Genomic DNA, 23073 nt, shown 5'->3' on the forward strand with positions numbered 1-23073 from the left:
GACGTCGTCGAGGGCGACGACGCGGGTCTCCCCCTCCCCGTAGACCTTGTTCAGGCCGGTGGCGCGGGCGGCCGCGGTGCGGACGGCGGTGGCGGGGAACGTCACGGGGGCTCCAGGGGACGAATCGGGATGTCGTGCCGTTCCATCCTCCCAAGCCGTTCGAACGCGATGCGTATGCCCGGAAGGCGGACGACCCCCGCCGACCCGGCGGTGCGGCCGGGAGCGTCTCCTTCTCAGGTATGACGGACTTCCCTGACGGTCCCCGTGACGGCTCTCCGTGCCCGGTCCCCGTGACGGTCCCCGTGGCAGAACTCCGTGACGGTTCCGCGGCAGACCCCGTGCCGGACCCCCGTGCCCGACGGGCGCCCCGTGTCACTCCACCGCGACACCGAAGGCCGTGGCCAACCCGGCCAGACCGTTCGTCACCGCCCGGCCGGACGGGGTGAACCGCCAGCCCCCGTCGGCGCGCCGGAAGGATCCGAGGAGCATCGCGGAGTCCGCCAGGCCGCCGTTGGCGCCCGGCCACCGGGCCGGCCCGGCCGCGCCCGGCCCGTACGAGGCGGCCACGGACAGCCCGTACACCTGGCCGAGCGGCAGCGCCGGGTGCTCGTCCTCCTCGGCGGAGACGGCGACCACCACCTCGTCGACGGCGGCCGGGAGGCGGCGCAGGTCCAGGGCCAGCCGGGCCGACCGGGTCGGCTCGCCCGGCACCGAGCGGGTCGGGTGCAGCCGGACGGTGCCGTCCGGGTCCTGCGGGTTGTTGAAGAACACGAAGTGCTCGTCGCTCAGCACCCGGCCCCCGGCGCACAGGAAGGCGGTGACGTCCAGCTCGACCGGGTCCCCGCCGGCGGTGCGGCTCTGCCAGCTCACCGTGAGCGCGCTGCTCGCGGCGGCCTCCCCGGCGCCCGCCGGTGCGGTCCCGCCCGCGCCCTCGCTGCTGCGGCCGCCCGTCCCGGCGCCCGACTCGCGGCCCGTCCCGGCGCCCGAGTCGCTGCCGTTCCCGCCGCTCGTGCCGGCGGCCTTCGCGCCGCCCGTGCCGCCGCCGAGACGGCCGCGCAGCCCCTGCTCGGCCAGCAGCTCGACCAGCTCGGGACCGCTCACCAACGTGAGCGGCTTGCCCTCGATGTAGCTGTACGAGCCGCGGCCGAAGCCCGCGGTGGTGACCAGGATGCCCTTGATCGCGCCGTGGTGGCGGACGGTGGACTCCAGGTCCCGCACGGCCGTCGGCGGAACGGTCCTCTTGTAGCGCTTGGCCTGGATCACGATCCGGCCACCGGTGACCGGGTCCAGGTCCTCGGCGATCACGTCCACCCCGACGTCGCCGCTGCGGGCCGTGGTCATCACCCGGAACCCGCGCAGCCGGAACAGCTCGGCGATCAGCTCCTCGAACTCGATCGGGTCCATCTCGAAGAGGTCCGGCTCGTCCTCGCCGAAGTGCCCCGCCGAGGCACCGCCGACGGACTCCGGCAGCCGGTCCGGCTTCACCTCGTCCAGCCGCTCGGGCCGCGCGGACAGCTTGCCGCCCAGCCCCAGGAAGCACTCCACCGGAGCCACGCGGTCCAGTGCCAGCTCGGCGAAGTCGGCCCGGCCCACGGTCAGCGTGGACAGGAACCGCTCCGCCTCCCGGCCGGTCGCCGGGTCGATGCCGAGCACGAAGCCGTTCAGCACCACGGAGTCCAGCACCCCGCCCTGGTCCGCCCGGAACAGTTCCGCCGCCACCCGCAGCGCCGACTGCGCGAGCACCTCCCGGTACAGCGCCTTGCGCTCCGTCGCGGGGCGGGCCACCTCGGCCTCGCGGTCGTCGGTCTTCACGTACCGCACCCGGGAGGCGGACGGCACCACGTCCGGGCCGGGCAGCTCCCAGTTCACCACCAGCTGACGGCCCGCCACGTCCCAGGCCGCCGCGAGCCGGTGCGGGAAGCCCTCCGGCCAGGCCGCCGAGGCGTACAGCCCGGCCGTGAAGTACTCCTGCACCGCCTCCGGCTCACCCGCCCGAAGCCGCCGCAGCAACTCCTCGGTGCGGGCCGCGCGTTCGTCCTCCTCGCGGCGGAAGCGCTCCGCCCACGCCAGGTACTCCCGGTGGTACGCGGCCAGCCGCTGCTGGCGGTCCGCCTCCCGGGCCTGCGCGGCGTACCAGTCCTGCTCGAACCGGGCGCGCGCCTGGGCCAGGTACTGCTCGTACTGCCGGCGCACCCCGGGGTTGCGGGCCTGCACCGCGTCCGGCGGCGGCACGTGGTAGACGGCGGAGGCCTGGTCGGGCATCGGCACGGGCGTGCCCAACGGGCCCGGATCGAACGGCGGTACGGGGCGCGGCGCCAGCAGCGCCTGCGGGCCGAACCCCGGCGAGGCCAGCCCCGCCGCCAGCAGCCCGCGCAACTCCTGGACCCGGGCCTCCAGTTCGGCCGTACGCCGGGCCGCCTCGGCCTCCCGGGACTGCTGGTACGCCCGCTGCGCCTCCCGCTCGGTGCGGGCGGCCTCCCGCTGCGCCTCCCGCTGCTCGCGCTCGCGGCGGCGCAGTTCGGCCTCCTCGGCGCGCCACCGGGCCTCCTCCCGGCGCTGCTGCTGCCGCTGCGCCTCCGCCCAGATCGCCAGCACCCCGCTGTTCCGCCGCCCCGCCACGTCCACCCCTTCGCGCTCCGCACCGACCGGCCGCCTGCGCCACCTCCCGGCGACACCGCCGACCGCGCCCGCCACAATAGAGCGTGGACACCCCACCCGGCCAAGTACCCGCGAGCTGCGGGCTTCCGGCCCGCGCCGCAGGCGGCCCCCGGCCCCGACCCCGGCGACCCGCGACCCGGCGCGCCCGGCCTCCCAGGCCCTCAGGCCCTCAGGGCCTTCCGGGACCTCCGGGACCTGCGGAACCCTCCGCGGTCCTCCGGGCCGATCCCGCCGTTGTCGGTGGCGGCAGGTAGCCTCACCGGACCGGGACCGAACCGGGACCGGACCGGATCGAGGACCTCCAGGGAGGGATGCCCGTGACGATCCCCGCACCGCAGCACCCGGACCGGCCGTCCGGCTGGATCTCCACCGGACTGAGCTGGCAGGACGGCCGCGCCCTGCTCGGCGCCGTGCGCGGCACCCAGGTGCACGAACGCGCCGTGGCACCGGGTACGGAGGTCGGCTGGCTGCTCGGCGGCCCGCGCCGCTGCGTCGGCGCCTGGCTGGCCGGCGCGACGGAGCGCACGCCGTGCCCGCACCACGCGGTGATCGACCCGGACGGCGGCGCGACGCAGTGCCCCGCCTGCCAGAGCGTGGACCGCGGCCTGGCCCTGGCCCGGGACCAGATCCTGGACGACGGCCGCACCTACCTGCTCTACCTCGCCTGGTTCGGCGAGGGCCTGCTGAAGGTGGGCCTGACGGCCGAGCAGCGCGGTGACAGCCGACTGCTCGAACAGGGCGCCCTGGCCTACGCGTTCACCGCGCGCGGCGGCCTGCCCGCAGTCCGCCGCGCCGAACTCACCGTCGCCGCCTCGGGGATGGCCCGCGAGCGGTTCACGTCCCGGGTCAAGACGGACCACTGGTGGGCGCACGGGGACGCCCCGCACCGCCGTACGGTGCTCACGGAGGCCCGCGCCCGGGCGCACCGGCTGCTGGAGGGCCACGCCGTGGAACTGCTCGCCGAGCGCCCGGTGGTCGACCACGTCGAGCGCTACGGCCTGGGCGCGGGCGCCCCCGAGGCCTACCGGGAGATCACCGGTCTGCCCGCCGGGGCGGTGGTCGCGGGCACCCTGCGTCCACCGGTCGGGCGGCACCTCTTCCTCGACCAGCCGGACGGCTCCGGCCCGCTGCTGCTGGACACCCGCCGGCTCACCGGTTGGACGCTCACGCCCGTGACCGGCCGGGCTTCCACCGGCCTGGCGCTGGAGGAGCGGGTCCGTCCGCCGGAGCCGGACACCCAGGAGGCGCTGTTCTGACCTGCCGCGCCGATCGACGCCCGGCCGGCACGCCACGGGGCGCCCGAGCGGCAGGGCCGCAGCGCGGGCAGGCGCCGGGGCGAGGGTTCCGGCGGGGTCAGCCCAGCCTGCCGCGCACCCCGCCCGGCCCCGAGCGGGCCCGGCGGGACAGCGGCGGCCGGGACGGGCGGACGTCACCGCGGCCGGCGGCCGGCTCGGTGGGCTCGTTGGCGCGCCGGGCGAGGGCGGCCCGGGCGGCGGCCAACGCGACCCGGGCGAGCAGCGGGTCCTCCTGCTCGCCCGCCGCCTGCTTGGCCGCCTGGCAGGAGGAGCACCAGACCGGCGAGGCCGGTCCGTCCGGGTAGACCATGCCCTCGGGCGGCAGGTAGTGCCCGCCGCACTCGACGCATTCGAAGACCAACCTCATCCGACGATCACCGTCCCGGAGCCGTGGCACCGACCGCAGGGCGACCAGAAGGTGTGGATCCTGGGCACCATGCTTCCTTCCTCGTCCCGTTCGACCGTTGCCTCGGTCTTCTGGGTCCCGCCGGACCCGCCGCAACCGGAACAGGACTGAACCTCGGGCATATGCCGTCCTTCCGTAGCGGAGCACCACCGTAGCGCGATTTCCCGCCCGGCAGCACCGCTCCTCCCGATCCACCACCCGTACGGGGAGCGTGGAATGCCCGCGCGCGCTCCGTCCGAAACGGTGTCGGCCCCCCGCACGAGCACCTGTGCGAGGGGCCGACCGACTGGGGGGCGGGCGGGTGTCAGCCGCGGGCGGCCCGCAGGAACTCCCGGTTCATCGCCGCGATGCTGGGCAGCGGGATGCCCTTGGGGCAGGCGGTGGCGCACTCCCCGGTGTTGGTGCAGCCGCCGAAGCCCTCGGCGTCCATCGCCGCGACCATGTTCCGCACCCGGGCGCCGCGTTCGGGCGCGCCCTGGGGCAGCACGTTGAGGTGCACGACCTTGGCGGAGGTGAACAGCATCGCCGAGCCGTTCGGGCAGGCGGCCACGCAGGCCCCGCAGCCGATGCACTCGGCGTGCTCGAAGGCGGTGTCCGCGGCCTCCTTGGGGACGGGCGTGGCGTGCGCCTCGGGGGCGCTGCCGGTGGGCGCGGTGATGTAGCCGCCGGAGCCGATGATCCGGTCGAAGGCCGAGCGGTCCACCACCAGGTCCTTGACCACAGGGAACGCCGCCGCCCGCCAGGGCTCGACGTCGATGGTGTCGCCGTCCTCGAAGTGCCGCATGTGCAGCTGGCAGGTGGTGGTCCGCTCCGGGCCGTGGGCCTGGCCGTTGATGACCATGCCGCAGGCGCCGCAGATGCCCTCGCGGCAGTCGTGGTCGAAGGCGACCGGCTGGTCGCCGCGGGTGATCAGCTCCTCGTTGAGGGTGTCGAGCATCTCCAGGAAGGACATGTCGGGGCTGATCCCGCTGACCTGGTAGGTGGTCATCGACCCGGGCGCGTCCGGGCCCGCCTGGCGCCAGATGCGCAGGGTGAGGTTCATGCGTAGCTCCGCTGGGTGGGGTGGACGTACTCGAAGTCGAGCGCCTCGCGGTGGAGGACGGGTGCCTCGCCGGTGCCGGTGAACTCCCAGGCGGCGGCGTAGGAGAACTCCTCGTCGCGCCGGGCGGCCTCGCCCTCGGGGGTCTGGCTCTCGGTGCGGAAGTGGCCGCCGCAGGACTCGGCGCGGTGCAGCGCGTCCAGGCACATCAGCTCGGCCAGCTCGAAGTAGTCGACCAGCCGGTTGGCCTTCTCCAGCGACTGGTTGAGCTCCTGGCCGGTGCCCGGCACCTTGATGCGGCGCCAGAACTCCTCGCGCAGCTGCGGGATCCGCGCCAGCGCCCGCTTCAGCCCGGCCTCGTCCCGGGCCATCCCGCACTCGTCCCAGAGCAGTTCGCCGAGTTCGCGGTGGAAGGAGTCCGGGGTGCGGTCGCCGTCGACGGACAGGATCAGGTTGAGCCGGTCCTCGACCTCCGCCTCGGTCTCGGTGAGTGCCGGGTGGTCGGCGGGCACCGCGGCCAGGGGGTTGCGGGCCAGGTAGTCGTTGAGCGTGGGCGGCAGCACGAAGTAGCCGTCGGCGAGGCCCTGCATCAGGGCGCTGGCGCCGAGCCGGTTGGCTCCGTGGTCGGAGAAGTTGGCCTCGCCGATCGCGAACAGGCCCGGGATGCTGGTCTGCAGGTCGTAGTCGACCCACAGGCCGCCCATCGTGTAGTGGATCGCGGGGTAGATCCGCATCGGCACCCGGTACGGGTCCTCGGCGGTGATCCGCTCGTACATCTCGAAGAGGTTGCCGTACTTGGCCTCGACGGCGTCCCGGCCCAGTCGGCGGATGGCGTCGGCGAAGTCGAGGTACACGCCCTGGCCGCCGGGGCCGACGCCGCGGCCCTCGTCGCAGACGTTCTTGGCGGCCCGGGAGGCGATGTCGCGCGGCACCAGGTTGCCGAAGGACGGGTAGATCCGCTCCAGGTAGTAGTCCCGCTCGTCCTCGGGGATCTCGGCCGGCGGCCGGGTGTCGCCCTTGGCCTTGGGCACCCAGATCCGGCCGTCGTTGCGCAGCGACTCGCTCATCAGGGTGAGCTTGGACTGGTGTTCGCCGGAACGCGGGATGCAGGTCGGGTGGATCTGGGTGAAGCACGGGTTGGCGAAGTAGGCGCCGCGCCGGTGGGCCCGCCAGATGGCGGTGGCGTTGGAGTTCTTGGCGTTGGTGGAGAGGTAGAAGACGTTGCCGTAGCCGCCGGTGGCGAGCACCACGGCGTCCGCCGTGTGGCTGGTGATCCGGCCGGTGACCAGGTCGCGGGCGACGATGCCGCGGGCCCGGCCGTCCACCACCAGCAGGTCGAGCATCTCGGTGCGCGGGTGGATCTCCACGTTCCCGGCGGCGATCTGCCGGGAGAGCGCCTGGTAGGCGCCGAGCAGCAGCTGCTGGCCGGTCTGGCCGCGGGCGTAGAAGGTCCGGGAGACCTGCACGCCGCCGAAGGAGCGGGTGTCCAGCAGCCCGCCGTACTCGCGGGCGAAGGGCACGCCCTGGGCCACGCACTGGTCGATGATCTCCACCGACACCTGGGCGAGCCGGTGCACGTTGGACTCCCGGGCGCGGAAGTCGCCGCCCTTGACGGTGTCGTAGAACAGCCGGCGGACCGAGTCGCCGTCGTTGCGGTAGTTCTTGGCCGCGTTGATGCCGCCCTGGGCGGCGATCGAGTGGGCCCGGCGCGGGGAGTCCTGGAAGCAGAACTGGACGACGTGGTAGCCCTGCTCGGCGAGGGTGGCGCCGGCCGCGCCGCCGGCCAGGCCGGTGCCGACCACGATGACGGTGTGCTTGCGCCGGTTCGCCGGGTTGACCAGCTTGGCGTCGAACCGCCGCTGGTCCCAGCGCTGTTCGATCGGGCCGTCGGGGGCCTTGGTGTCGGCGATCGGCTCGCCGACGGTGTACTCCAGGTAGCTCACTTCACCACTCCGAACATCACGGCCACGGGGACGGACAGGAAGCCGGCGGTCAGCACCAGCGCCAGGCCGTTGGCGGCCAGCTTCAGCGCCTTGTCACGGCGGGCGTTGTTGGCGCCGAGGGTCTGCGCGGCGCTCCAGAAGCCGTGCCGGATGTGGAGGCCCAGCGCCAGCATCGCGACGATGTAGATCACGTCGCTGTACCAGCGGCCGAAGGTGCCCACGACGTTCTGGTAGACGTGTCCGTGCTCGGCGACGGGGTTCACCGTCAGCGTGGTGAGGTCGAGGATGTGCCAGACGACGAACAGCCCCAGGATCACCCCGCCCCAGCGCATGGTCCGGGTCGCGTAGCTGGCGCGCCGACGCTGGTGCACGTACTTGCTGGGCCGGGCGGCCAGGTCGCGGCGGCTGAGCTGGTACGCGGACACGCCGTGCAGCACCACGGCGGCGACCAGGCCGAGCCGGGCGATCCACAGGAACCACTCGTGGCCGAGGAACGGCTGGCCGACGGTGCGCAGCCAGGCGGCGTAGCCGTTGATGTCGTCGGGGCCGAAGAAGACCTTGAGGTTGCCCAGCATGTGCGCGACCAGGTACAGCAGCATGACCAGTCCGGTGACGGCCATGACCGCCTTCTTGCCGACGGTCGACCGCCACAGGGTCGCCAGGGTGGACGGATGCCGGCCCGTCCGCGTCGCGGTTGTCATGTCGGCAACGGTAGGGACGGCCGCGGGGGTGCGTCCAAGACATGCTGCGGCTGGTGACGATAGCCGGGGCCTATCGATGCGGCTTACCCTGGGCATGTGCAGCTCCAGCAACTCCGCTACTTCCTGGCCGTCGCCGAGACCCGCCACTTCACCCGGGCGGCCGAGGCCGCGCACGTCGCACAGCCTTCGCTCTCCCAGCAGATCCGGGCCCTGGAACGGGAGTTGGGCGCCGAGCTGTTCCACCGTACGCGCGGCAACATCGCACTCACCGACGCGGGCGACGCCCTGCTGCCCCTGGCCCGGCGCATCCTCGCCGACACCGAGAGCGCCCGCCTCGCCGTCCAGGAGACGGTGCAGCTGCGCCGCGGCCGGGTGCGACTGGGCGCGCCGCCGAGCCTGTGCACCAGCCTGGTGCCGGACGTGCTGCGGGCCTTCCGGGACCGCTACCCGGGGGTGGCGCTGGGGGTGCGCGAGGGCGGCTCGCGCGACCTGGTGCGCTGGCTGGCGGCCGGAGAGCTGGACCTCGCGCTGGTCATCACCCCGCCGAGCGGGGAGGCGGCGCCCGCCCTCGCCGTCACCGAGCTGCTCCACGAGGAACTGGTGCTGGTGTCCGCCGCCGGCCCGGCCCGGCCCCGGGTGCGGGTGGCAGAGCTGAGGGGGCGGCCGCTGGTGATGTTCCGGGAGGGGTACGACCTGCGCGAGGCGACCCTGGCGGCCTGCCGGGCGGCCGGCTTCGAGCCGGAGTTCGCGGTCGAGGGCGGCGAGATGGACGCGGTGCTGGGGTTCGTCCGGGCCGGGCTCGGCCCCGCCGTGCTGCCCGGCATGGTGGCGGCCCGCTCGGGCCTGTCGGTCACCCCGTTCGCCGGGCCGGGCCTGGGCCGCACCATCGCCGTCGCGCACGGCCACGAGGTGCCGCTCACCCGCGCCGCCGAGGCGCTGCACGGCACCCTGCTGGCGCACCTGCGCGATGCCGCCCGGGACGGAGAACTGCCGCCGGGCACCCGGCTGCTGCTCTGACAGCGGCAGGGGCCGCCCCCGGCGGGGACGGCCCCTGCCGCCCGAGCGGATGCGCGGGCACGCGGACGGGCGGACGGGCGGACGGCGTCAGGCCGGCAGCACGGCCTCGATGGCGGCGGTCAGCTCCGGCGACTCCGGCTCGACGCGCGGACGCAGGCGCGCGACGACGGCGCCGTCCGGCGAGATCAGGAACTTCTCGAAGTTCCAGCTGACGTCCCCGGCCTGCCCCTCGGCATCCGCGACCTCGGTCAGCTGCCGGTACAGCGGGTGGCGGTCCTCGCCGTTGACGTCGATCTTCTCGAACAGCGGGAAGGTCACGCCGTAGGTGGTGGAGCAGAAGCTCTGGATCTCCTCGGCGCTGCCCGGCTCCTGCCCGGCGAACTGGTTGCACGGGAAGCCCAGCACGGTGAACCCGCGCCCGGCGTAGCGCTTCTGGAGGTTCTCCAGGCCGGTGTACTGAGGGGTCAGGCCGCACTTGGAGGCGACGTTGACGATCAGCAGCGCCTTGCCCTTGTGGTCCGCCAGCGAGGTGGCCTCGCCGGCCAGGGTGCGCAGCGGGATGTCGTACAGGCTCACGGTGGTGGTCCTTTCGGCAGCGTGGCAGAGGAAGTCGTCCGGGCACACGGTAGCGGCCCCGGACGGCTCAACCGCGCCGGCGCCGCCGGTGTTCCGCCTGCGCGGGGGCGTACGGAGCGGCTCGTACGCCCCCGCGCACCGCCCGCGTCAGAGCGCCAGCGGCTTGATGGCGGTCGGCGCGTGCTCGGGGAGCGTGGCGAGCTCCTCGAACTCGTTGACCTTGTCGATGTCGGCGGCGGCCATCGAGATGTTGGTGACCCGCTCCAGGATGGCCTCGACCACGACCGGGACGCGGAACTCGGCGGCCAGCTTCTTGGCCTCCTCGAAGGCGGGCAGCAGGCCCTCCGGCTCGGTGACCCGGATCGCCTTGCAGCCCAGGCCCTCGACGACCTTGACGTGGTCCACGCCGTAGACGCCGAGCTCGGGGGAGTTGACGTTCTCGAACTCCAGGTTGACCTGGAAGTCGATGTCGAAGTTGCGCTGCGCCTGGCGGATCAGGCCCAGGTAGGAGTTGTTCACCAGGACGTGGACGTAGGGGATCCGGTGCTGGGCGCCGACGGCCAGCTCCTCGATCATGAACTGGAAGTCGTAGTCGCCGGAGAGGGCGACGATCTGGCCCTCGGGGTCGGCGGTGGCGACGCCGAGCGCGGCGGGGATGGTCCAGCCGAGCGGGCCGGCCTGGCCGCAGTTGATCCAGTGGCGCGGCCGGTAGACGTGCAGCATCTGCGCGCCGGCGATCTGGGACAGGCCGATGGTGGTGACGTAGCGGGTCTCCGGGCCGAAGGCGCGGTTCATCTCCTCGTACACGCGCTGCGGCTTGAGCGGCACGTTGTCGAAGTGGGTGCGGCGCTGCAGCCGGGCCTTGCGCTCCTGGGTGGAGGCGGCCCACTCGCTGCGGTCCTTGAGCCGGCCGTCGGCCTTGAGCTCCTTGGCGACCTGGACGAACAGCTCCAGGGCGGCCTTGGCGTCGGAGGCGATGCCGAGGTCGGGGGCGAAGATCTTGCCGATCTGGGTGGGCTCGACGTCGACGTGGACGAACGTGCGGCCCGCGGTGTAGACGTCCAGGCCGCCGGTGTGGCGGTTGGCCCAGCGGTTGCCGATGCCGAGGACGAAGTCGGAGGCGAGGAAGTTCTCGTTGCCGTAGCGGTGCGAGGTCTGCAGGCCGACCATGCCGGCGTTCAGCTCGTGGTCGTCGGGGACGATGCCCCAGCCCATCAGGGTCGGGACGACGGGGACGCCGGTCAGCTCGGCGAACTCCAGCAGCAGGTCGGAGGCGTCGGCGTTGATGACGCCGCCGCCGGCGACGATCAGCGGGCGCTCGGACTCCTGGAGCAGCGCGAGGGCCTTCTCGATCTGGATCCGGTTGGCGGCCGGCTTGTAGACCGGCAGCGGCTGGTAGGCCTCCGGGTCGAAGTCGATCTCGGTCAGCTGGACGTCGATCGGCAGGTCGATCAGGACCGGGCCGGGGCGGCCGGAGCGCATCAGGTGGAAGGCCTGCTGGAACACGCCCGGGACCTGCGCGGCCTCCAGGACGGTGGTGGCGGCCTTGGTGACGGGCTTGGCGATCGAGGCGATGTCGACGGCCTGGAAGTCCTCCTTGTGCAGCCGGGCGACGGGCGCCTGGCCGGTGATGCACAGGATCGGGATGGAGTCGGCGATGGCCGAGTACAGGCCGGTGATCATGTCGGTGCCGGCCGGGCCCGAGGTGCCGATGCACACGCCGATGTTGCCGGCCTTGGCGCGGGTGTAGCCCTCGGCCATGTGGGAGGCGCCCTCGACGTGCCGGGCCAGGGTGTGCCGGATCCCGCCGGAGGCCTTGAGCGCGGCGTAGAAGGGGTTGATGGCGGCGCCCGGCACGCCGAAGGCGACCTCAACGCCTTCGAGCTTGAGGATCTCCACGGCCGCGCGGGCGGCTGTCATACGAGGCATCGGGTCTCTCCTGCGTCGGCCCGCAGTGGCTCGGAGGGCTCATCTCCTGAATTCCACCATACGGAAGAACGGTTTCTGTATGTGGAAGCACGGTAGAGTCGGGCCCGTCAGGGCGTCAAGGGGCGTTTCAACAGAATGTGGAAGCCGGACGCGGGTGTGCCGATGGCGCTCGGGGCCCGGACGCTCCGGCCGGCGGCGGGCGCCGGCGGGCTGGGCCGCTGGTCGCGGGCGGTGTCCGCCGCAGCGGTGCACGGCACCCGGCCGCGGTCGGCGGGCCGGTCGGCGTCGGGCTCGCGCGCTGCCGTGGGGCCGGATCGGCCTACTCGCCGCCGCGGGCCGGGCGGGCGGGAGAGCGGGAGGGCGGGAGAGCGGGAGCGTGGGCGCGAGCGCGGCGCGTGCCTCGCTGGGGGCGCTGCGGCACGCGATCGTCCGGTGGCAGGTCCCTGATGCCCGAGCGATCCTGGCGGCTCCGTCTAGCCTGGTCGCCGGTCCGGGAGTGCCCGGACCGGCGACAGTGCCGTCGACACGAGGAGTGCAGAGCCGTGATCGCAGCCTTTTCGGTGACCCCGCTGGGGATCGGCGAGGACGTGGGGGAGGCGGTGGCCGCCGCCGTCCGGGTGGTCCGCGCGAGCGGACTGCCCAACCGGACGGACGCCATGTTCACCAGCGTCGAGGGGGAGTGGGACGAGGTGATGCCGGTGATCCGGGAGGCGATCGAGGCGGTGAAGGCCTACAGCGGCCGGGTGAGCACGGTCATCAAGATCGACGACCGGGCCGGGGTCACCGACGGCCTCACCGCCAAGGTCGCCTCGGTCGAACGCCATCTGGCCGAGGGCTGACCCTCAGCCCCGGGAGGTCGGCTGGGCGACCGGTTCGGCCGCCCGGGCCCGCGGCGTGCGGGCGGTGAGGAGCCGGTCCAGGGCGTACGGGCCGGAGCCCAGCACGGCGATGGCCAGGAAGGCCCAGCAGAACAGGACGGACGGTTCGCCCCCGTTCTGCAGCGGCAGCAGCGCGTGCTCCTGGTGGACGGTGAAGTAGGCGTACGCCATCGAGCCGGAGCAGAGCAGGGCGGCCGACCTGGTGCCGGCGCCGAGCAGCACCAGGGCGCCGCCGACCAGCTGGATCAGCGCGGCCCACCAGCCGGGCCACTCGCCGAGCGGGATGGTGCCGCCGCCCTTGGCGCCGCCGAACACGCCGAAGAGCGAGGCGGCGCCGTGGCAGGTGAAGAGCAGGCCGACGACGGCCCGGAAGGCCGCCAGGACGTAGGGACGGGCGGCCTCGGCCGCCTGACGGGGTGTCGCGGGGAACGGTGCGGACATGCGGCAACGCCTCTTGTGGGGGAGGAGGGGCAAGGGCCGGTAAGGCTAGGGTTCCCCCGGGCGGCTGGACAACGCTCCGTCGGGTATCTGTCAACAAGTGGCCAGCCACCTTTCTTGACCGTTCGGTCTCATGACGGCTAGCGTTCCCGTCATGGCGCGAACGAAGGAATTCGACCCGGACGCGGCGCTGCAGGCGGCCCTGGAGCTGTTCTGGCGGCGCGGCTACGAGGCCACCTCGATGGCCGACCTGGTCGAGGGGCTCGGCATCGCCCGGGCCAGCATCTACGCCACCTTCGGCAGCAAGCGCGAGCTGTACCTGCGGGCGCTGGAACGCTACGGCGAGCAGCAGGACCCGGCCCGGCTGAACGACCTGTCCCAGCCCGGTCCGGTGCTGCCGGCCGTCCGTGCCCTCGTCCGCGAGTACGCGGCGGCGGGGGAGGAGGACCGCAAGCGGGGCTGTTTCATCACCAACACGGCGGTGGAGCTCGCCCCGCACGATCCGGCGGCCGCGCGCAGGGTCGAGGCCAGCCTCGACCGCCTGGAGACCGCGCTGACCGGGGCCCTGCTGCGGGCCCGCGCCCAGGGCGAACTGCCCGCCGACCGGGAGCCGCGGGCGCTGGCCCGGATGCTGGTCGTGCTGCTGCAGGGGATCCGGGTGGTCGGCAAGGCCGCCGACAGCGGGACGCGGGCGCGGGACGCCGCCGAACAGGCGCTGGCCCTGCTGGGCTGACGCCCGGCCGGTCCGGCGGATGAGCCCCCGGCGCCGCCGCTTCGGCACCGTCGGGCCGATCGGTCCTTTGCTGCCCCAATTCTGAACCGAACGGTCTTTATAGATCGTCGGAAGGGAAGGGGGCTTCCGTGGCCGTCTCCACGGCGGGCGGTCCGGCTTCGCGCTGTGCACCGCGCTCGCGGTCGCCGCCCTGCCCCGAACCACACTCGCGCCACCGGAACACACCACTCGAACCGAGGAGTTCACACCATGACCACGCGTTTCGCCGACAAGTCCGTCCTGGTCACCGGCGGCGGCAGCGGTATCGGGCGGGGCATCGCCCTCGCCTTCGCCCAGGAGGGCGCCCGGGTCGCGGTCGCCGGGCGCAGCGCGGGACCGCTGGCCGAGACCGTCGAGCTGATCGAGCGGGCCGGCGGCAAGACGGTCGCACTGACCGGCGACGTGACGGACGGTCAGGACGCGGCCCGCCTGGTCTGGGAGACCGTCGAGCTGTTCGGCGGCCTCGACGTCGCCGTCAACAACGCCGGAGTCCTCGGCGCGCTCGGCCCGGTCGCCGAGATCGACGAGACGGACTTCCGGCGGGTGTTCGAGGTCAACGTCACCGGCACCCTGCTCGCGATGAAGCACCAGATCGGCCACATGCGGGCGCACGGCGGGGGCGCGATCGTCAACGTCTCCTCCAGCCTCGGTTTCCACAAGCGGATCGAGGGCGCCGCCGCCTACGCCGCCAGCAAGGCCGCCGTCACCGCGCTCACCCGCGCCGCCGCCCGCGACCACATCGGCGAGGGCGTGCGGATCAACACCGTCAGCCCCGGCCCGGTGGACACCCGGATGTCCAGCCGGCCCGGCGAGGACGCCGAGGCCAAGACCGCGCGGATGAAGGACGAGGTCCCGCTCGGGCGGGCCGGCGCGGTGGCGGAGGTCGCCGCCGCCGTGCTGTACCTCGCCTCGCCGGAGGCCGGCTTCACCGTCGGCACCGACCTGGTCCTGGACGGCGGGATCACCGCCTGAGTCGGGCGTGGCCCCAACGGCCCCGGACAGTGGGGCCGTTGGGGCCACCTCGCGCCCCGCCGTCCGGTGCCGCCGCGCACCCGCGGTCGTCGGACACGTCCCCCGAGCGGGACAGGCCGAATCTGACGCGAACGCGTAAGTCCGCGGACACCCGCCGATCACCACGGGGTTCCCGCGCCGTCGTTCGGGCAGGACACCGTTTCGGCCGGAACCGACACACGAAAGGCGGACGCGCACCCCATGCCGACCGCACCCCGCACCGCGCCCCCGCCGGGACGGCGCCGACGACCGCACCAGGGAGGGCGCTGGAGCGAGCACGGGCTCGCCTGGGCCTTCCTCCTGCCCTCCCTGGTGGTGTTCGCCCTCTTCATCGGCTACCCCCTGGGCCGCACCGTCTACCTGAGCGGGCACGCCAACGACCTCTTCGGTGCGCCCTCCCGCTACGTCGGGCTCAGGCACTACGCCGACCTCCTCGGCTCGGCCGACTTCGGCCGGACGCTGGTCACCACGGCGCTGTTCACCCTGCTCACCGTGGTGCCCGGAGTGCTCGGGGCGCTCGTGCTGGTGCTGCTGCTGGAGACCCGGGTCCGCGGCGTACGGCTGCTCCGCTCCGCCTTCGCGCTGCCCTTCGCCTTCTCGGTGGCCAGCGCCTCGGTGGTCTTCGCGGTGTTCTTCAACCCCGCCAGCGGCGTGCTCAACGGCCTGCTCTCGCACCTCGGGCTCGGCCCCGTCGGCTGGCTCACCGACTCCCGCTACGCGCTGGTCTCGGTGGCCGTCACCACGGTCTGGATGAACCTCGGCTACAACGTGCTGGTGCTCTCCGCCGGGATCGGCTCGATCCCGGGCGAGGTCGTCGAGGCCGCCCGCATCGACGGCGCCTCCGGACTGCGGCTGGCCCGGTCGATCACCGTTCCGATGCTCGGCCCGAACCTCTTCTTCCTGACCGTGGTCTCCACCGTCCACGCACTGCAGAGTTTCGGCCAGATCCACATCCTCACCAAGGGCGGCCCGGACGGCTCCACCCGGACCCTCGTCTACTCCGTCTACGAGAAGGCCTTCGCCTACAACTCCAGCGACTTCGGCACGGCCAGCGCCCAGGCCGTGGTGCTGCTCGTGGTCGTCCTCGCCTGCACGGCCGTCCAGTTCGGCGTCCTGGAGCGGAAGGTGCACTACGCATGACCACCATCGCCACCTCGCCCGGCAGCGAGCCCGGCACCGAGCCCGGCGAGGAGCCCGGCGAGGAGCCCGGCGCCGACGCGGCCCGTCCCCGCCCCCGCGCGGGCGCCCGCCTGACCGCCGGCCGCTACCCGCGCGACCTGCTCGGCCGCGCCGCCGTCTACCTGCTGCTCGCCGCCGCCGTCGTCACCGTGGCCTTCCCGGTCTACTACGCGGTCGTCGGCGCCTTCATGGATCCGGCCGAACTCTCGTCCTACCCGCCCGCGTTGGTGCCGCACTCGATCACCGGCCGGAACTTCTCCGGCGCCGTGGACACCATCCCGCTGGTCCGGCAGTACGCCAACTCGGCGATCACGGCCACCGCCATCACGCTCGCCCAGCTGGTCACCTCGATCCTGGCCGCGTACGCCTTCGTCTTCCTGCCGCTGAAGGCGCGGGCCGCGGTGTTCGGGGTGTTCCTGGCGACGCTGATGGTCCCGTGGGAGGCCATCATCATCCCCAACTACCTGACGCTGTCGGACTGGGGCCTCGGCAACACCTACTTCGGCCTGGTGCTGCCCTTCCTCGCCTCCGGGTTCGGCACCTTCATGCTGCGCCAGTCCTTCCGCCAGCTGCCCGGCGAACTGCGCGACGCCGCCCGGATCGACGGTGCCGGGCACTGGCGCTTCCTGTGGCGGATCGTCGTGCCGCTGAACAAGCCGGCGCTGGCCGCGCTGTCGGTCTACGTCTTCCTGTCCGCCTGGAACCAGTACTTCTGGCCGCTCATCATCACCCGCACGGCGGACATGCAGACCCTGCAGATCGGCCTCACCTCGCTGCGGGACTCCGAGATGGCCGACCCGGGCCTGATCCTGGCCGGGGTCGTGCTCTCCCTGCTGCCCACCCTCGCCCTGGTGGTGTTCGGCCAGCGCTTCATCGTCCGCGGCCTCACCGCGGGTGCCGTCCGTTGACCCGCCCGCCGTTGACCCGACGCGCCGTTGACCCGCCCGCCGTTGATCCGCGGCGCCGTTGATCCGCCCCGCAGCTGACCGGCCGCGCCGTTGATCCCCCGGGCGCCGTTGACCCGCCCCCCGAGTCGTCCTCCGCTGGACCGTCCGTCCCGCTACCGGAAAGAGAGAACCCCCGTGAACAAGAGTGCCCGCGCGCTCGCGGCCCTGCTGGTGGCCGGCCTGTCCCTGACCGCCTGCAGCTCCTCCGGCTCCGGGTCCGGCCCGGGCGGTTCCTCCGACGCCGCCGCCCCCGGCGCCCAGGCGCTCGACCAGGCCCAGGGCGTCACCACCGTCGAGTTCTGGCACTCGATGACCGGCAAGAACGCCGACGTGCTGAACGGGCTGGTCAGCCGGTTCAACGCGGCCCACCAGGGCAAGATCGAGGTCAAGGCCCAGTTCCAGGGCAAGTACGACGAACTGGTCGCCAAGTACAAGGCCGCGGTGCAGCAGAAGGGCACTCCCGCCCTGGTGCAGGTCTACGACATCGGCACCCGCTTCATGATCGACTCCAGGCAGACCGTCCCCGCCCAGGCCTTCGCGGACAAGGACGGCTACGCGCTGGACGACCTGGACCCCAACATCCGCAACTACTACTCGGTCGGCGGCAAGCTGGTCTCGATGCCGTTCAACTCCTCGATGCCGCTGCTGTACCTGAACACCGACGCCTTCAAGGAGGCCGGTCTCGACCCGGCGCAGCCGCCCCGGGACCTCGCCGAACTGGCCGAGGCGGCCAAGAAGCTGACCAAGAAGGACGCCGACGGCAAGACCGTCCGCTACGGCTTCGGCGCCGCGATCTACGGCTGGTTCGTCGAGCAGCTGCTCGCCGAGTCCGGCACGATGTACTGCGACAACGACAACGGCCGGGGCGGCAAGGCCGGCAAGGTCGTGTTCGACTCCGCCCAGGGCGCGCAGATCGTCCAGTGGTGGGCCGACCTCGTCAAGGGCGGGTACGCGGCCAACACCGGCCGGGTCACCGACGACGCCCAGGCCGCCTTCAAGGCCGGCACGGTCGCGATGCACCTGGAGTCCACCGGCGTCCTGCGCGGCTACACCGAGGCCGCGAAGTTCGGCGTCGGCACCGCGGCGTTCCCCAAGGTCACCGCCGCCGACCAGGGCGGCCCGGTGATCGGCGGCGCCTCGCTGTGGATCAGCGGCCCCGGCCACTCGGACGCCGAGAAGCGCGCCGCCTGGGAGTTCGAGAAGTTCCTCACCTCCCCCGAGCAGCAGGCCGCCTGGCACACCGGCACCGGCTACTTCCCGGTCAACCGGAAGTCCCTGGACGACCCGAAGGACAAGGAGTGGGTGGCCGCGTACCCGCAGTTCCGGACCGCGATCGACCAGTTGAAGGCGACCAAGCCCACCCCGGCCACCGCGGGCTGCCTGCTCGGCGTGATGCCGCAGGCCCGCAAGGGCGTGGAGACCGCCATCGAGCAGACCATCGCCGGCAGCAAGACCGCCCAGCAGGCGCTCGCGGACGCGGCCAAGGAGCTCCAGCCCGCCATCGAGAGCTACAACAGCTCGGTCGGCTGACCGGTTCGACCGAGTAGAAGCGGCCGCCCGCCGGGCGGCCGCTTCGCCGTTCCCGGGGCGGCTCGCCTCACGCGGAGAGCGCCTGGCCGTCCTCGGGCAGGAAGCAGGCGGCCGCCAGCTCGTCCAGGGAGAGGCCCAGCGCGTACGCCAGCGCCGAGATGGTGAAGAAGGACGGCGTCGGCGCCCGGCCGGTCTCGATCTTGCGCAGCGTCTCCGCCGAGACCCCGGCCACCGCCGCGACCTCGACCATGCTGCGTTCACCACGCGCCTCGCGCAGCAGCGCACCGAAGCGCTCCCCGCGCTCGCGCTCCCACGGGGTCAACGGAGTCCTCACCATGGCGCCGAGTCTACGGCGTGCCCGGCGGGTCCGGAGGGGCGCGGCTCCATCGTTCCGAGCCGTGATACAAATACCGGTATAAGAATTGGATCCAGGGAGTGGTTCACCATGGTCGAGCTCAAGTCGGACACCGCCCTCGCCGCGATGCGGGAGGCCGGGAGGGTCGTCGGCAACGCGCTGGCAGCCGTGCAGCAGGAGGCCGCGATCGGCGTCAGCCTGCTGGAGCTGGACGAGGTGGCACGGGGCGTCCTGGCCGCCGCCGGGGCGAGCTCGCCCTTCCTCGGTTACCGGCCGTCCTTCGCGCCCGTCCCCTTCCCCGCGGTCATCTGCGCCTCCGTCAACGACGCCGTGGTGCACGGCGTCCCCGACGGCTACCGACTGCGCGACGGCGACCTGGTGAGCATCGACTGCGGCGCCGTGCTGGACGGCTGGTGCGGTGACGCCGCCGTCAGCTTCACCGTCGGCACCGCCCGGCCCGAGGACACCGCCCTGATCGCCGCCGCCCGGCGGGCCCTGGAAGCCGGGATCGCCGCCGCGGTGGTCGGCAACCGGCTCGGCGACCTCGGCCACGCCGTCGGCGCCGTCGCCCGCGCCGGGCGGTACGGGATGCTGGAGGGCTTCGGCGGCCACGGCATCGGACGCCGGATGCACGAGGACCCGCACGTGCCCAACGAGGGCCGCCCCGGCCGGGGCTTCCCGCTGCGCCCGGGCCTGGTGCTGGCCATCGAGCCGATGCTCACCGCCGGCGGCCGCGGCGACTACCGCACCGACCCGGACGGCTGGACCCTGCGCACCACCGACGGCAGTCGCGCCGCCCACATGGAGCACACCGTCGCCGTCACCGAGGACGGCCCGCGCATCCTCACCCTGCCGTGACCGCGGTACCGCCGTAGCCGTAGCCGTGCCCCGCCGTAGCCGTAGCCGTAGCCGAAGCCGTAGCACGTGGAGCGGCCGTGCCCGCCACCGGTGGGGGACCGCCGCCCGGCCGTGGCCGCACGCGCACCACGGGCCCCGCGGGTGACGGACGACACGCGGTGCCGCCGCCTCCCCCGGAGTACTGTGCGGGGCATGACAGACCAGGACTTCACCACGCGGGTCACCGTCCGCGGCTATGAGACCGACACCCAGGGCCACCTGAACCAGTCCGTCTACCTCCAGTACGCCGAGCACGCCCGCTGGGAGTACCTCCACGCCGCCGGGATCCGGCAGGCGGACCTGGTGGCCAAGGGCGTCGGCCCGGTCGTCCTGGAGACCACGATCAAGTACCTGCGGGAGCTGCGCGCCGGCGACGCCGTGGACATCACCTGCACCTTCGCCTGGCGGGACGGCAAGACCTTCCAGGTGGTGCAGCGGCTGGTCCGGGAGGACGGCGTGCTCGCCGCCGAGATCACCGGGGTCGGCGGCATCCTCGACCTGGCGGAGCGCCGGCTGGTCCTGGACCCGCGCGAGCCGCTGCGCGCCCTGGCCTCGGACCCGGGCCTGCTCGGCCTCTGATCCCCGCTCAGTCCTCCCGCCCGTGCCGGTGCCGCCCGGCGTCCGCCGCCGTCCGAGGATGGTCGGCGGCGGCGATCAGGGCGGCCAGTCCGGTGGTCACCGGCACCGAGGCCACCAGCCCGATGCTGCCGACCAGGGCGCGGGCGACCTCCTCGGCCACCAGTTCGCTGGTGGCCACCGACACCACGTCCCGGTGCGCGATCGAGAACAGCAGCAGCAACGGCAGCGCGGCGCCCGCGTAGGCGAGCACCAGGGTGTTGACGGTGGAGGCGATGTGGTCCCGCCCGATCCGCATGCCCGTCCGGTAGAGCCGGCCGGCGCCCATGGTCGGGTCGGCCTGGTGCAGCTCCCAGACCGCCGAGGTCTGGGTGACCGTCACGTCGAACAGCACCCCCAGCGAGCCGATCACGAACCCGGCCAGCAGCAGGCCGCGGGTCTCGATCCCGGGGTAGAGGAGGTGGACCAGCCCCGTCTCCTCCGAGGTGTTCCCGGTCAGGTGCGCCCAGGCGGCGAACGCCAGGCTGAGCGCCCCGATCAGCACCAGGGACACCAGCGTGCCGAGCACCGCCACCGAGGTCCGCGCGGAGAGCCCGTGGCACAGGTAGAGCGCGATCAGCATGATGGCGCCGGCGCCGACGACCGCCACCAGCAGCGGGTCCGCGCCGTGCAGCACGGCGGGCAGGATGAACAGCGACAGCACCGCGAAGCTGATCACCAGCGCGACCAGCGCGGCCGCCCCGCGCCACCGCCCGACCAGCACCACGATCGCCGCGAACAGCCCGGCCAGGACGCCCAGCGGCACTCTGCGGCCGTGGTCCACCGCGCTGGAGCGCAGGTGCTGCTCGAGGCCCGGGCCGGTGTGCGGGTGCGCCGGGACCCCACCCGGCCAGAGCAGCACCAGCCCGACCACCACGGCCACCGCGAACGGGATCAGCACGGCCGCGATCACCGTGCGCAGCCTGGCGGAGACCGGCGCGGCGGGCCCGTGGGCGTGCGAGTGCCCCGCCACCACGCCCGCCGCCACACCCTGCGCCGGGCCCTCGGCCGTGCCGTCGCCGCCCGCGCGTTCGTCCGCCAGCGTCCCTGTCGTCACCTCACGCCTCCTCAGTCACCGGGCCGCGGCGCCCGATCCACCGCGACCTCCGAAATCATCGGGGCCCGGCCCGCCGTTGCGGCGCAGGGCGCGAACGTGGGCGCGCCGCGGGGTGGCACGGGCCCACCCCGGGGCCGGGGGATTCCCCCACCCCCGACCGACCGGCTGCCCGCATGGGCCCCAAGTCCGCCACCACGGAAGACTCCTGGCCATGACGAAGAGCATCCGCCGAACCGCCGCCGCCACCGCGGCCGCCGCCATCGCCGTCACCGCGCTCACCGCCCTGCCGGCCGTCGCCGAACCGCAGCACGCCGACCGGGACCACCTCCACGGGTCCGCCTGCCAGGGGCACGCCGACCCGCGCCAGCGGTGCGCCGACCTCAGCGTCCCCCTGGACTACAACGACCCGGACGGCCAACGGATCACGGTCGCCGTCTCCCGGATCGCGACCGCCAAAACCGGCCTGCGCCACGGGGTGCTGCTGATCATCCCCGGCGGCCCCGGTGACGACGGCCTGGACCGCCCGAGCAGCGCGGTCGACCGGATGCCGCAGGAGGTGCTCGACCGCTTCGACCTGGTCGGCTTCGACCCGCGCGGCGTCGGGCGCTCCACCCCCGTCAGCTGCGGCCTGGACCACGCCGACCTGGCGATGGTCAAGCTCCGCCCCTGGCCCGCCGCGGACGGCTCGATCGACGCCAACCTGGCCAACGGCCGCCGCTTCGCCGAAGCCTGCGCCCGCAACGGCGGCCCGGTGCTCCGCAGCATCTCCACCGCCAACGAGGCCCGGGACATCGACAGCATCCGGCGCGCCCTGGGAGAGCGCCGCCTCTCCGCCTGGGGCACCTCGTACGGCACCTACGCGGGCGCCGTCTACGCCACGCTGTTCGCGCAGCGGACCGACCGGATCGTGCTGGACAGCAACGACGACCCGGACCCGTCGCGGGTCGGCCGCGGCTGGCTGGCGGCCTTCGGCCAGGGGGTGGAGGACCGCTTCCCCGACTTCGCCGCGTGGGCCTCGGCGCCCGGCAATCCGGACCGGGTCGCCGACACCCCCGAGCAGGTCCGCCCGCTCTTCCTCGACCTCGCCGCCCGCCTGGACCGCAACCCGCTGCCCTGGCCCGGCGCCAACCCGGCCGAACTCGACGGCAACGGGCTCCGCGAGACCATGCTGACCAGTCTGTACGCGGACGCCCGCTTCCCCGACCTGGCCCGGATGATGCTGGCGGCCCAGGGCCGCCGCCCGCTGCCCACCCCCGTGGCGGCGCCCGACGAGGTGCTGCAGAACCACATCGCCGCCTCCGCGGGCACCCTCTGCAACGACGTCGCCTGGCCGACCGACCCGGCCGCCTACGCCAAGGACGTGGCCGCCGAGCGCGCCGCCCGTCCGCTCACCGCTGGCATGCCGGTGAACGCGATGCCGTGCGCCTTCTGGCCGTTCGCCCCCGCCGAGCCGCCGGTCCGGGTGAGCGGCCGGGGCCCGGCGAACGTCCTGCTGGCGCAGAACCTGCGCGACCCCGCCACCCCGTACCGCGGGGCGCTCGAGCTGCGGAAGGCCTTCGGCGACCGCGCCCGGATGGTCACCGTGGACTCCGGCGGCCACGACGTCTACCGGGCGAACGGGAACGCCTGCGGCGACGCGGCGGTGACGGACTTCCTGGTGACCGGCCGCCGCCCGTCCGACGACGTGTTCTGCCCCGCGAGCTGAGGTTCGAGGCGCAGCGAGGGGGGCCGTACGCGGGGGGAACGAGCCGTGGGCGAACGGTCCTTGCCTCCGCGTACACCGCTTCGGGCCCGCGCGGAAGAGTCGAAGCCGTCGCGATTTTGTGACAA

Annotated in this window: 21 protein-coding genes; 11 read left to right on the forward strand and 10 right to left on the reverse strand. The window is 73.7% G+C overall.

Translation table 11 applies throughout. The annotated features are described in order from the left end of the window. Positions 1–372: 372 nt before the first annotated feature. Positions 373–2619 (reverse strand): restriction endonuclease, encoded by a 2247-nt coding sequence (locus ACGF07_RS02530; protein ID WP_392894700.1) that lies wholly within the window; start codon positions 2617–2619, stop codon positions 373–375. Positions 2620–2975: 356 nt separating this feature from the next. Between ACGF07_RS02530 and ACGF07_RS02535 the strand changes: the two genes are divergently transcribed. After that, entirely contained in the window at positions 2976–3914 is a 939-nt protein-coding gene (locus tag ACGF07_RS02535; RefSeq protein WP_392894702.1) for a DUF2797 domain-containing protein, read from the forward strand. 97 nt (positions 3915–4011) lie between these two features. Here the strand turns inward: ACGF07_RS02535 and ACGF07_RS02540 are convergent, their stop codons facing one another. The 4 genes from ACGF07_RS02540 to ACGF07_RS02555 all read right to left on the reverse strand — a co-directional run bounded on the left by ACGF07_RS02540 (position 4012) and on the right by ACGF07_RS02555 (position 8042). After that, entirely contained in the window at positions 4012–4320 is a 309-nt protein-coding gene (locus tag ACGF07_RS02540; RefSeq protein WP_392894704.1) for a hypothetical protein, read from the reverse strand. Between the two features lie 343 nt (positions 4321–4663). After that, entirely contained in the window at positions 4664–5401 is a 738-nt protein-coding gene (locus ACGF07_RS02545) for a succinate dehydrogenase/fumarate reductase iron-sulfur subunit (RefSeq protein ID WP_350747404.1), read from the reverse strand. Next, a complete protein-coding gene (locus ACGF07_RS02550) occupies positions 5398–7341 on the reverse strand; it encodes a fumarate reductase/succinate dehydrogenase flavoprotein subunit (protein WP_392894706.1) in 1944 nt (647 codons plus the stop codon). Before ACGF07_RS02550 ends, ACGF07_RS02545 begins: the two co-directional genes overlap by 4 nt. Continuing rightward, a complete protein-coding gene (locus ACGF07_RS02555; protein ID WP_350747398.1) occupies positions 7338–8042 on the reverse strand; it encodes a succinate dehydrogenase cytochrome b subunit in 705 nt (234 codons plus the stop codon). Before ACGF07_RS02555 ends, ACGF07_RS02550 begins: the two co-directional genes overlap by 4 nt. Positions 8043–8138: 96 nt before the next feature. On the opposite strand from ACGF07_RS02555, the gene ACGF07_RS02560 reads away from it, so the two are divergent. Beyond that, entirely contained in the window at positions 8139–9059 is a 921-nt protein-coding gene (locus tag ACGF07_RS02560) for a LysR family transcriptional regulator (protein WP_392894708.1), read from the forward strand. An 87-nt stretch (positions 9060–9146) separates the two neighbouring features. Here ACGF07_RS02560 and ACGF07_RS02565 read toward each other — a convergent pair whose 3' ends face one another. Both ACGF07_RS02565 and gcl read right to left on the reverse strand, forming a co-directional pair. Then, positions 9147–9635, reverse strand: a complete 489-nt coding sequence (locus ACGF07_RS02565; protein ID WP_350747393.1) for a glutathione peroxidase — start codon at positions 9633–9635, stop codon at positions 9147–9149. Positions 9636–9782: 147 nt separating this feature from the next. After that, complete coding sequence (gene gcl / locus ACGF07_RS02570) at positions 9783–11564, reverse strand: glyoxylate carboligase (protein WP_392894711.1); 1782 nt, start codon at positions 11562–11564, stop codon at positions 9783–9785. A gap of 542 nt (positions 11565–12106) precedes the next feature. Between gcl and ACGF07_RS02575 the strand changes: the two genes are divergently transcribed. Beyond that, a complete protein-coding gene (locus ACGF07_RS02575; protein ID WP_350749046.1) occupies positions 12107–12403 on the forward strand; it encodes an MTH1187 family thiamine-binding protein in 297 nt (98 codons plus the stop codon). Between the two features lie 3 nt (positions 12404–12406). On the opposite strand, the gene ACGF07_RS02580 is transcribed toward ACGF07_RS02575, so the two are convergent. Beyond that, positions 12407–12883: a DoxX family protein gene (locus ACGF07_RS02580; RefSeq protein WP_350749048.1), complete on the reverse strand. Its 477-nt coding sequence runs from the start codon at positions 12881–12883 to the stop codon at positions 12407–12409. 151 nt (positions 12884–13034) lie between these two features. Here ACGF07_RS02580 and ACGF07_RS02585 point away from each other — a divergent pair, with 151 nt between their 5' ends. From ACGF07_RS02585 to ACGF07_RS02605, 5 genes are all read left to right on the forward strand, one after another. Next, the gene (locus ACGF07_RS02585; RefSeq protein ID WP_392894713.1) at positions 13035–13613 is read left to right on the forward strand and encodes a TetR/AcrR family transcriptional regulator; all 579 of its coding nucleotides are present in this window, start codon (positions 13035–13037) and stop codon (positions 13611–13613) included. 249 nt (positions 13614–13862) lie between these two features. Continuing rightward, positions 13863–14624 (forward strand): SDR family NAD(P)-dependent oxidoreductase, encoded by a 762-nt coding sequence (locus tag ACGF07_RS02590; protein ID WP_392894715.1) that lies wholly within the window; start codon positions 13863–13865, stop codon positions 14622–14624. A 240-nt stretch (positions 14625–14864) separates the two neighbouring features. After that, positions 14865–15803, forward strand: a complete 939-nt coding sequence (locus tag ACGF07_RS02595; RefSeq protein ID WP_392894717.1) for a carbohydrate ABC transporter permease — start codon at positions 14865–14867, stop codon at positions 15801–15803. Beyond that, positions 15800–16750, forward strand: coding sequence for a carbohydrate ABC transporter permease (locus tag ACGF07_RS02600; protein WP_392894719.1), 951 nt, complete (start codon positions 15800–15802; stop codon positions 16748–16750). Before ACGF07_RS02595 ends, ACGF07_RS02600 begins: the two co-directional genes overlap by 4 nt. 174 nt (positions 16751–16924) lie before the next feature. Beyond that, entirely contained in the window at positions 16925–18319 is a 1395-nt protein-coding gene (locus tag ACGF07_RS02605; protein WP_392894721.1) for an ABC transporter substrate-binding protein, read from the forward strand. 67 nt (positions 18320–18386) lie between these two features. Here ACGF07_RS02605 and ACGF07_RS02610 read toward each other — a convergent pair whose 3' ends face one another. Further along, the gene (locus tag ACGF07_RS02610; RefSeq protein WP_350748213.1) at positions 18387–18656 is read right to left on the reverse strand and encodes a helix-turn-helix transcriptional regulator; all 270 of its coding nucleotides are present in this window, start codon (positions 18654–18656) and stop codon (positions 18387–18389) included. A 108-nt stretch (positions 18657–18764) separates the two neighbouring features. On the opposite strand from ACGF07_RS02610, the gene map reads away from it, so the two are divergent. Together map and ACGF07_RS02620 are read left to right on the forward strand one after the other, a co-directional pair. Beyond that, positions 18765–19532: a type I methionyl aminopeptidase gene (map, locus tag ACGF07_RS02615; protein ID WP_392894723.1), complete on the forward strand. Its 768-nt coding sequence runs from the start codon at positions 18765–18767 to the stop codon at positions 19530–19532. Between the two features lie 192 nt (positions 19533–19724). Further along, positions 19725–20150, forward strand: a complete 426-nt coding sequence (locus ACGF07_RS02620; RefSeq protein ID WP_350748219.1) for an acyl-CoA thioesterase — start codon at positions 19725–19727, stop codon at positions 20148–20150. A gap of 7 nt (positions 20151–20157) precedes the next feature. Here ACGF07_RS02620 and ACGF07_RS02625 read toward each other — a convergent pair whose 3' ends face one another. Further along, complete coding sequence (locus ACGF07_RS02625; protein ID WP_392894725.1) at positions 20158–21243, reverse strand: YibE/F family protein; 1086 nt, start codon at positions 21241–21243, stop codon at positions 20158–20160. Between the two features lie 211 nt (positions 21244–21454). On the opposite strand from ACGF07_RS02625, the gene ACGF07_RS02630 reads away from it, so the two are divergent. Continuing rightward, entirely contained in the window at positions 21455–22948 is a 1494-nt protein-coding gene (locus ACGF07_RS02630) for an alpha/beta hydrolase (RefSeq protein WP_392894727.1), read from the forward strand. Positions 22949–23073: the final 125 nt, after the last annotated feature.

This window comes from Kitasatospora sp. NPDC048194 (genome assembly GCF_043202455.1).
Lineage (GTDB): Bacteria > Actinomycetota > Actinomycetes > Streptomycetales > Streptomycetaceae > Kitasatospora.

What these genes read in the sequence shown, in the direction of transcription:
- ACGF07_RS02540 (WP_392894704.1), bottom strand. Translation starts at nt 4,320, where the DNA reads ATGAGGTTGGTCTTCGAATGCGTCGAGTGCGGCGGGCACTACCTGCCG.
- ACGF07_RS02610 (WP_350748213.1), bottom strand. Translation starts at nt 18,656, where the DNA reads ATGGTGAGGACTCCGTTGACCCCGTGGGAGCGCGAGCGCGGGGAGCGC.
- ACGF07_RS02630 (WP_392894727.1), top strand. Translation starts at nt 21,455, where the DNA reads ATGACGAAGAGCATCCGCCGAACCGCCGCCGCCACCGCGGCCGCCGCC.
- map (WP_392894723.1), top strand. Translation starts at nt 18,765, where the DNA reads ATGGTCGAGCTCAAGTCGGACACCGCCCTCGCCGCGATGCGGGAGGCC.
- ACGF07_RS02555 (WP_350747398.1), bottom strand. Translation starts at nt 8,042, where the DNA reads ATGACAACCGCGACGCGGACGGGCCGGCATCCGTCCACCCTGGCGACC.
- ACGF07_RS02590 (WP_392894715.1), top strand. Translation starts at nt 13,863, where the DNA reads ATGACCACGCGTTTCGCCGACAAGTCCGTCCTGGTCACCGGCGGCGGC.
- gcl (WP_392894711.1), bottom strand. Translation starts at nt 11,564, where the DNA reads ATGCCTCGTATGACAGCCGCCCGCGCGGCCGTGGAGATCCTCAAGCTC.
- ACGF07_RS02545 (WP_350747404.1), bottom strand. Translation starts at nt 5,401, where the DNA reads ATGAACCTCACCCTGCGCATCTGGCGCCAGGCGGGCCCGGACGCGCCC.
- ACGF07_RS02580 (WP_350749048.1), bottom strand. Translation starts at nt 12,883, where the DNA reads ATGTCCGCACCGTTCCCCGCGACACCCCGTCAGGCGGCCGAGGCCGCC.
- ACGF07_RS02595 (WP_392894717.1), top strand. Translation starts at nt 14,865, where the DNA reads ATGCCGACCGCACCCCGCACCGCGCCCCCGCCGGGACGGCGCCGACGA.
- ACGF07_RS02600 (WP_392894719.1), top strand. Translation starts at nt 15,800, where the DNA reads ATGACCACCATCGCCACCTCGCCCGGCAGCGAGCCCGGCACCGAGCCC.
- ACGF07_RS02620 (WP_350748219.1), top strand. Translation starts at nt 19,725, where the DNA reads ATGACAGACCAGGACTTCACCACGCGGGTCACCGTCCGCGGCTATGAG.
- ACGF07_RS02585 (WP_392894713.1), top strand. Translation starts at nt 13,035, where the DNA reads ATGGCGCGAACGAAGGAATTCGACCCGGACGCGGCGCTGCAGGCGGCC.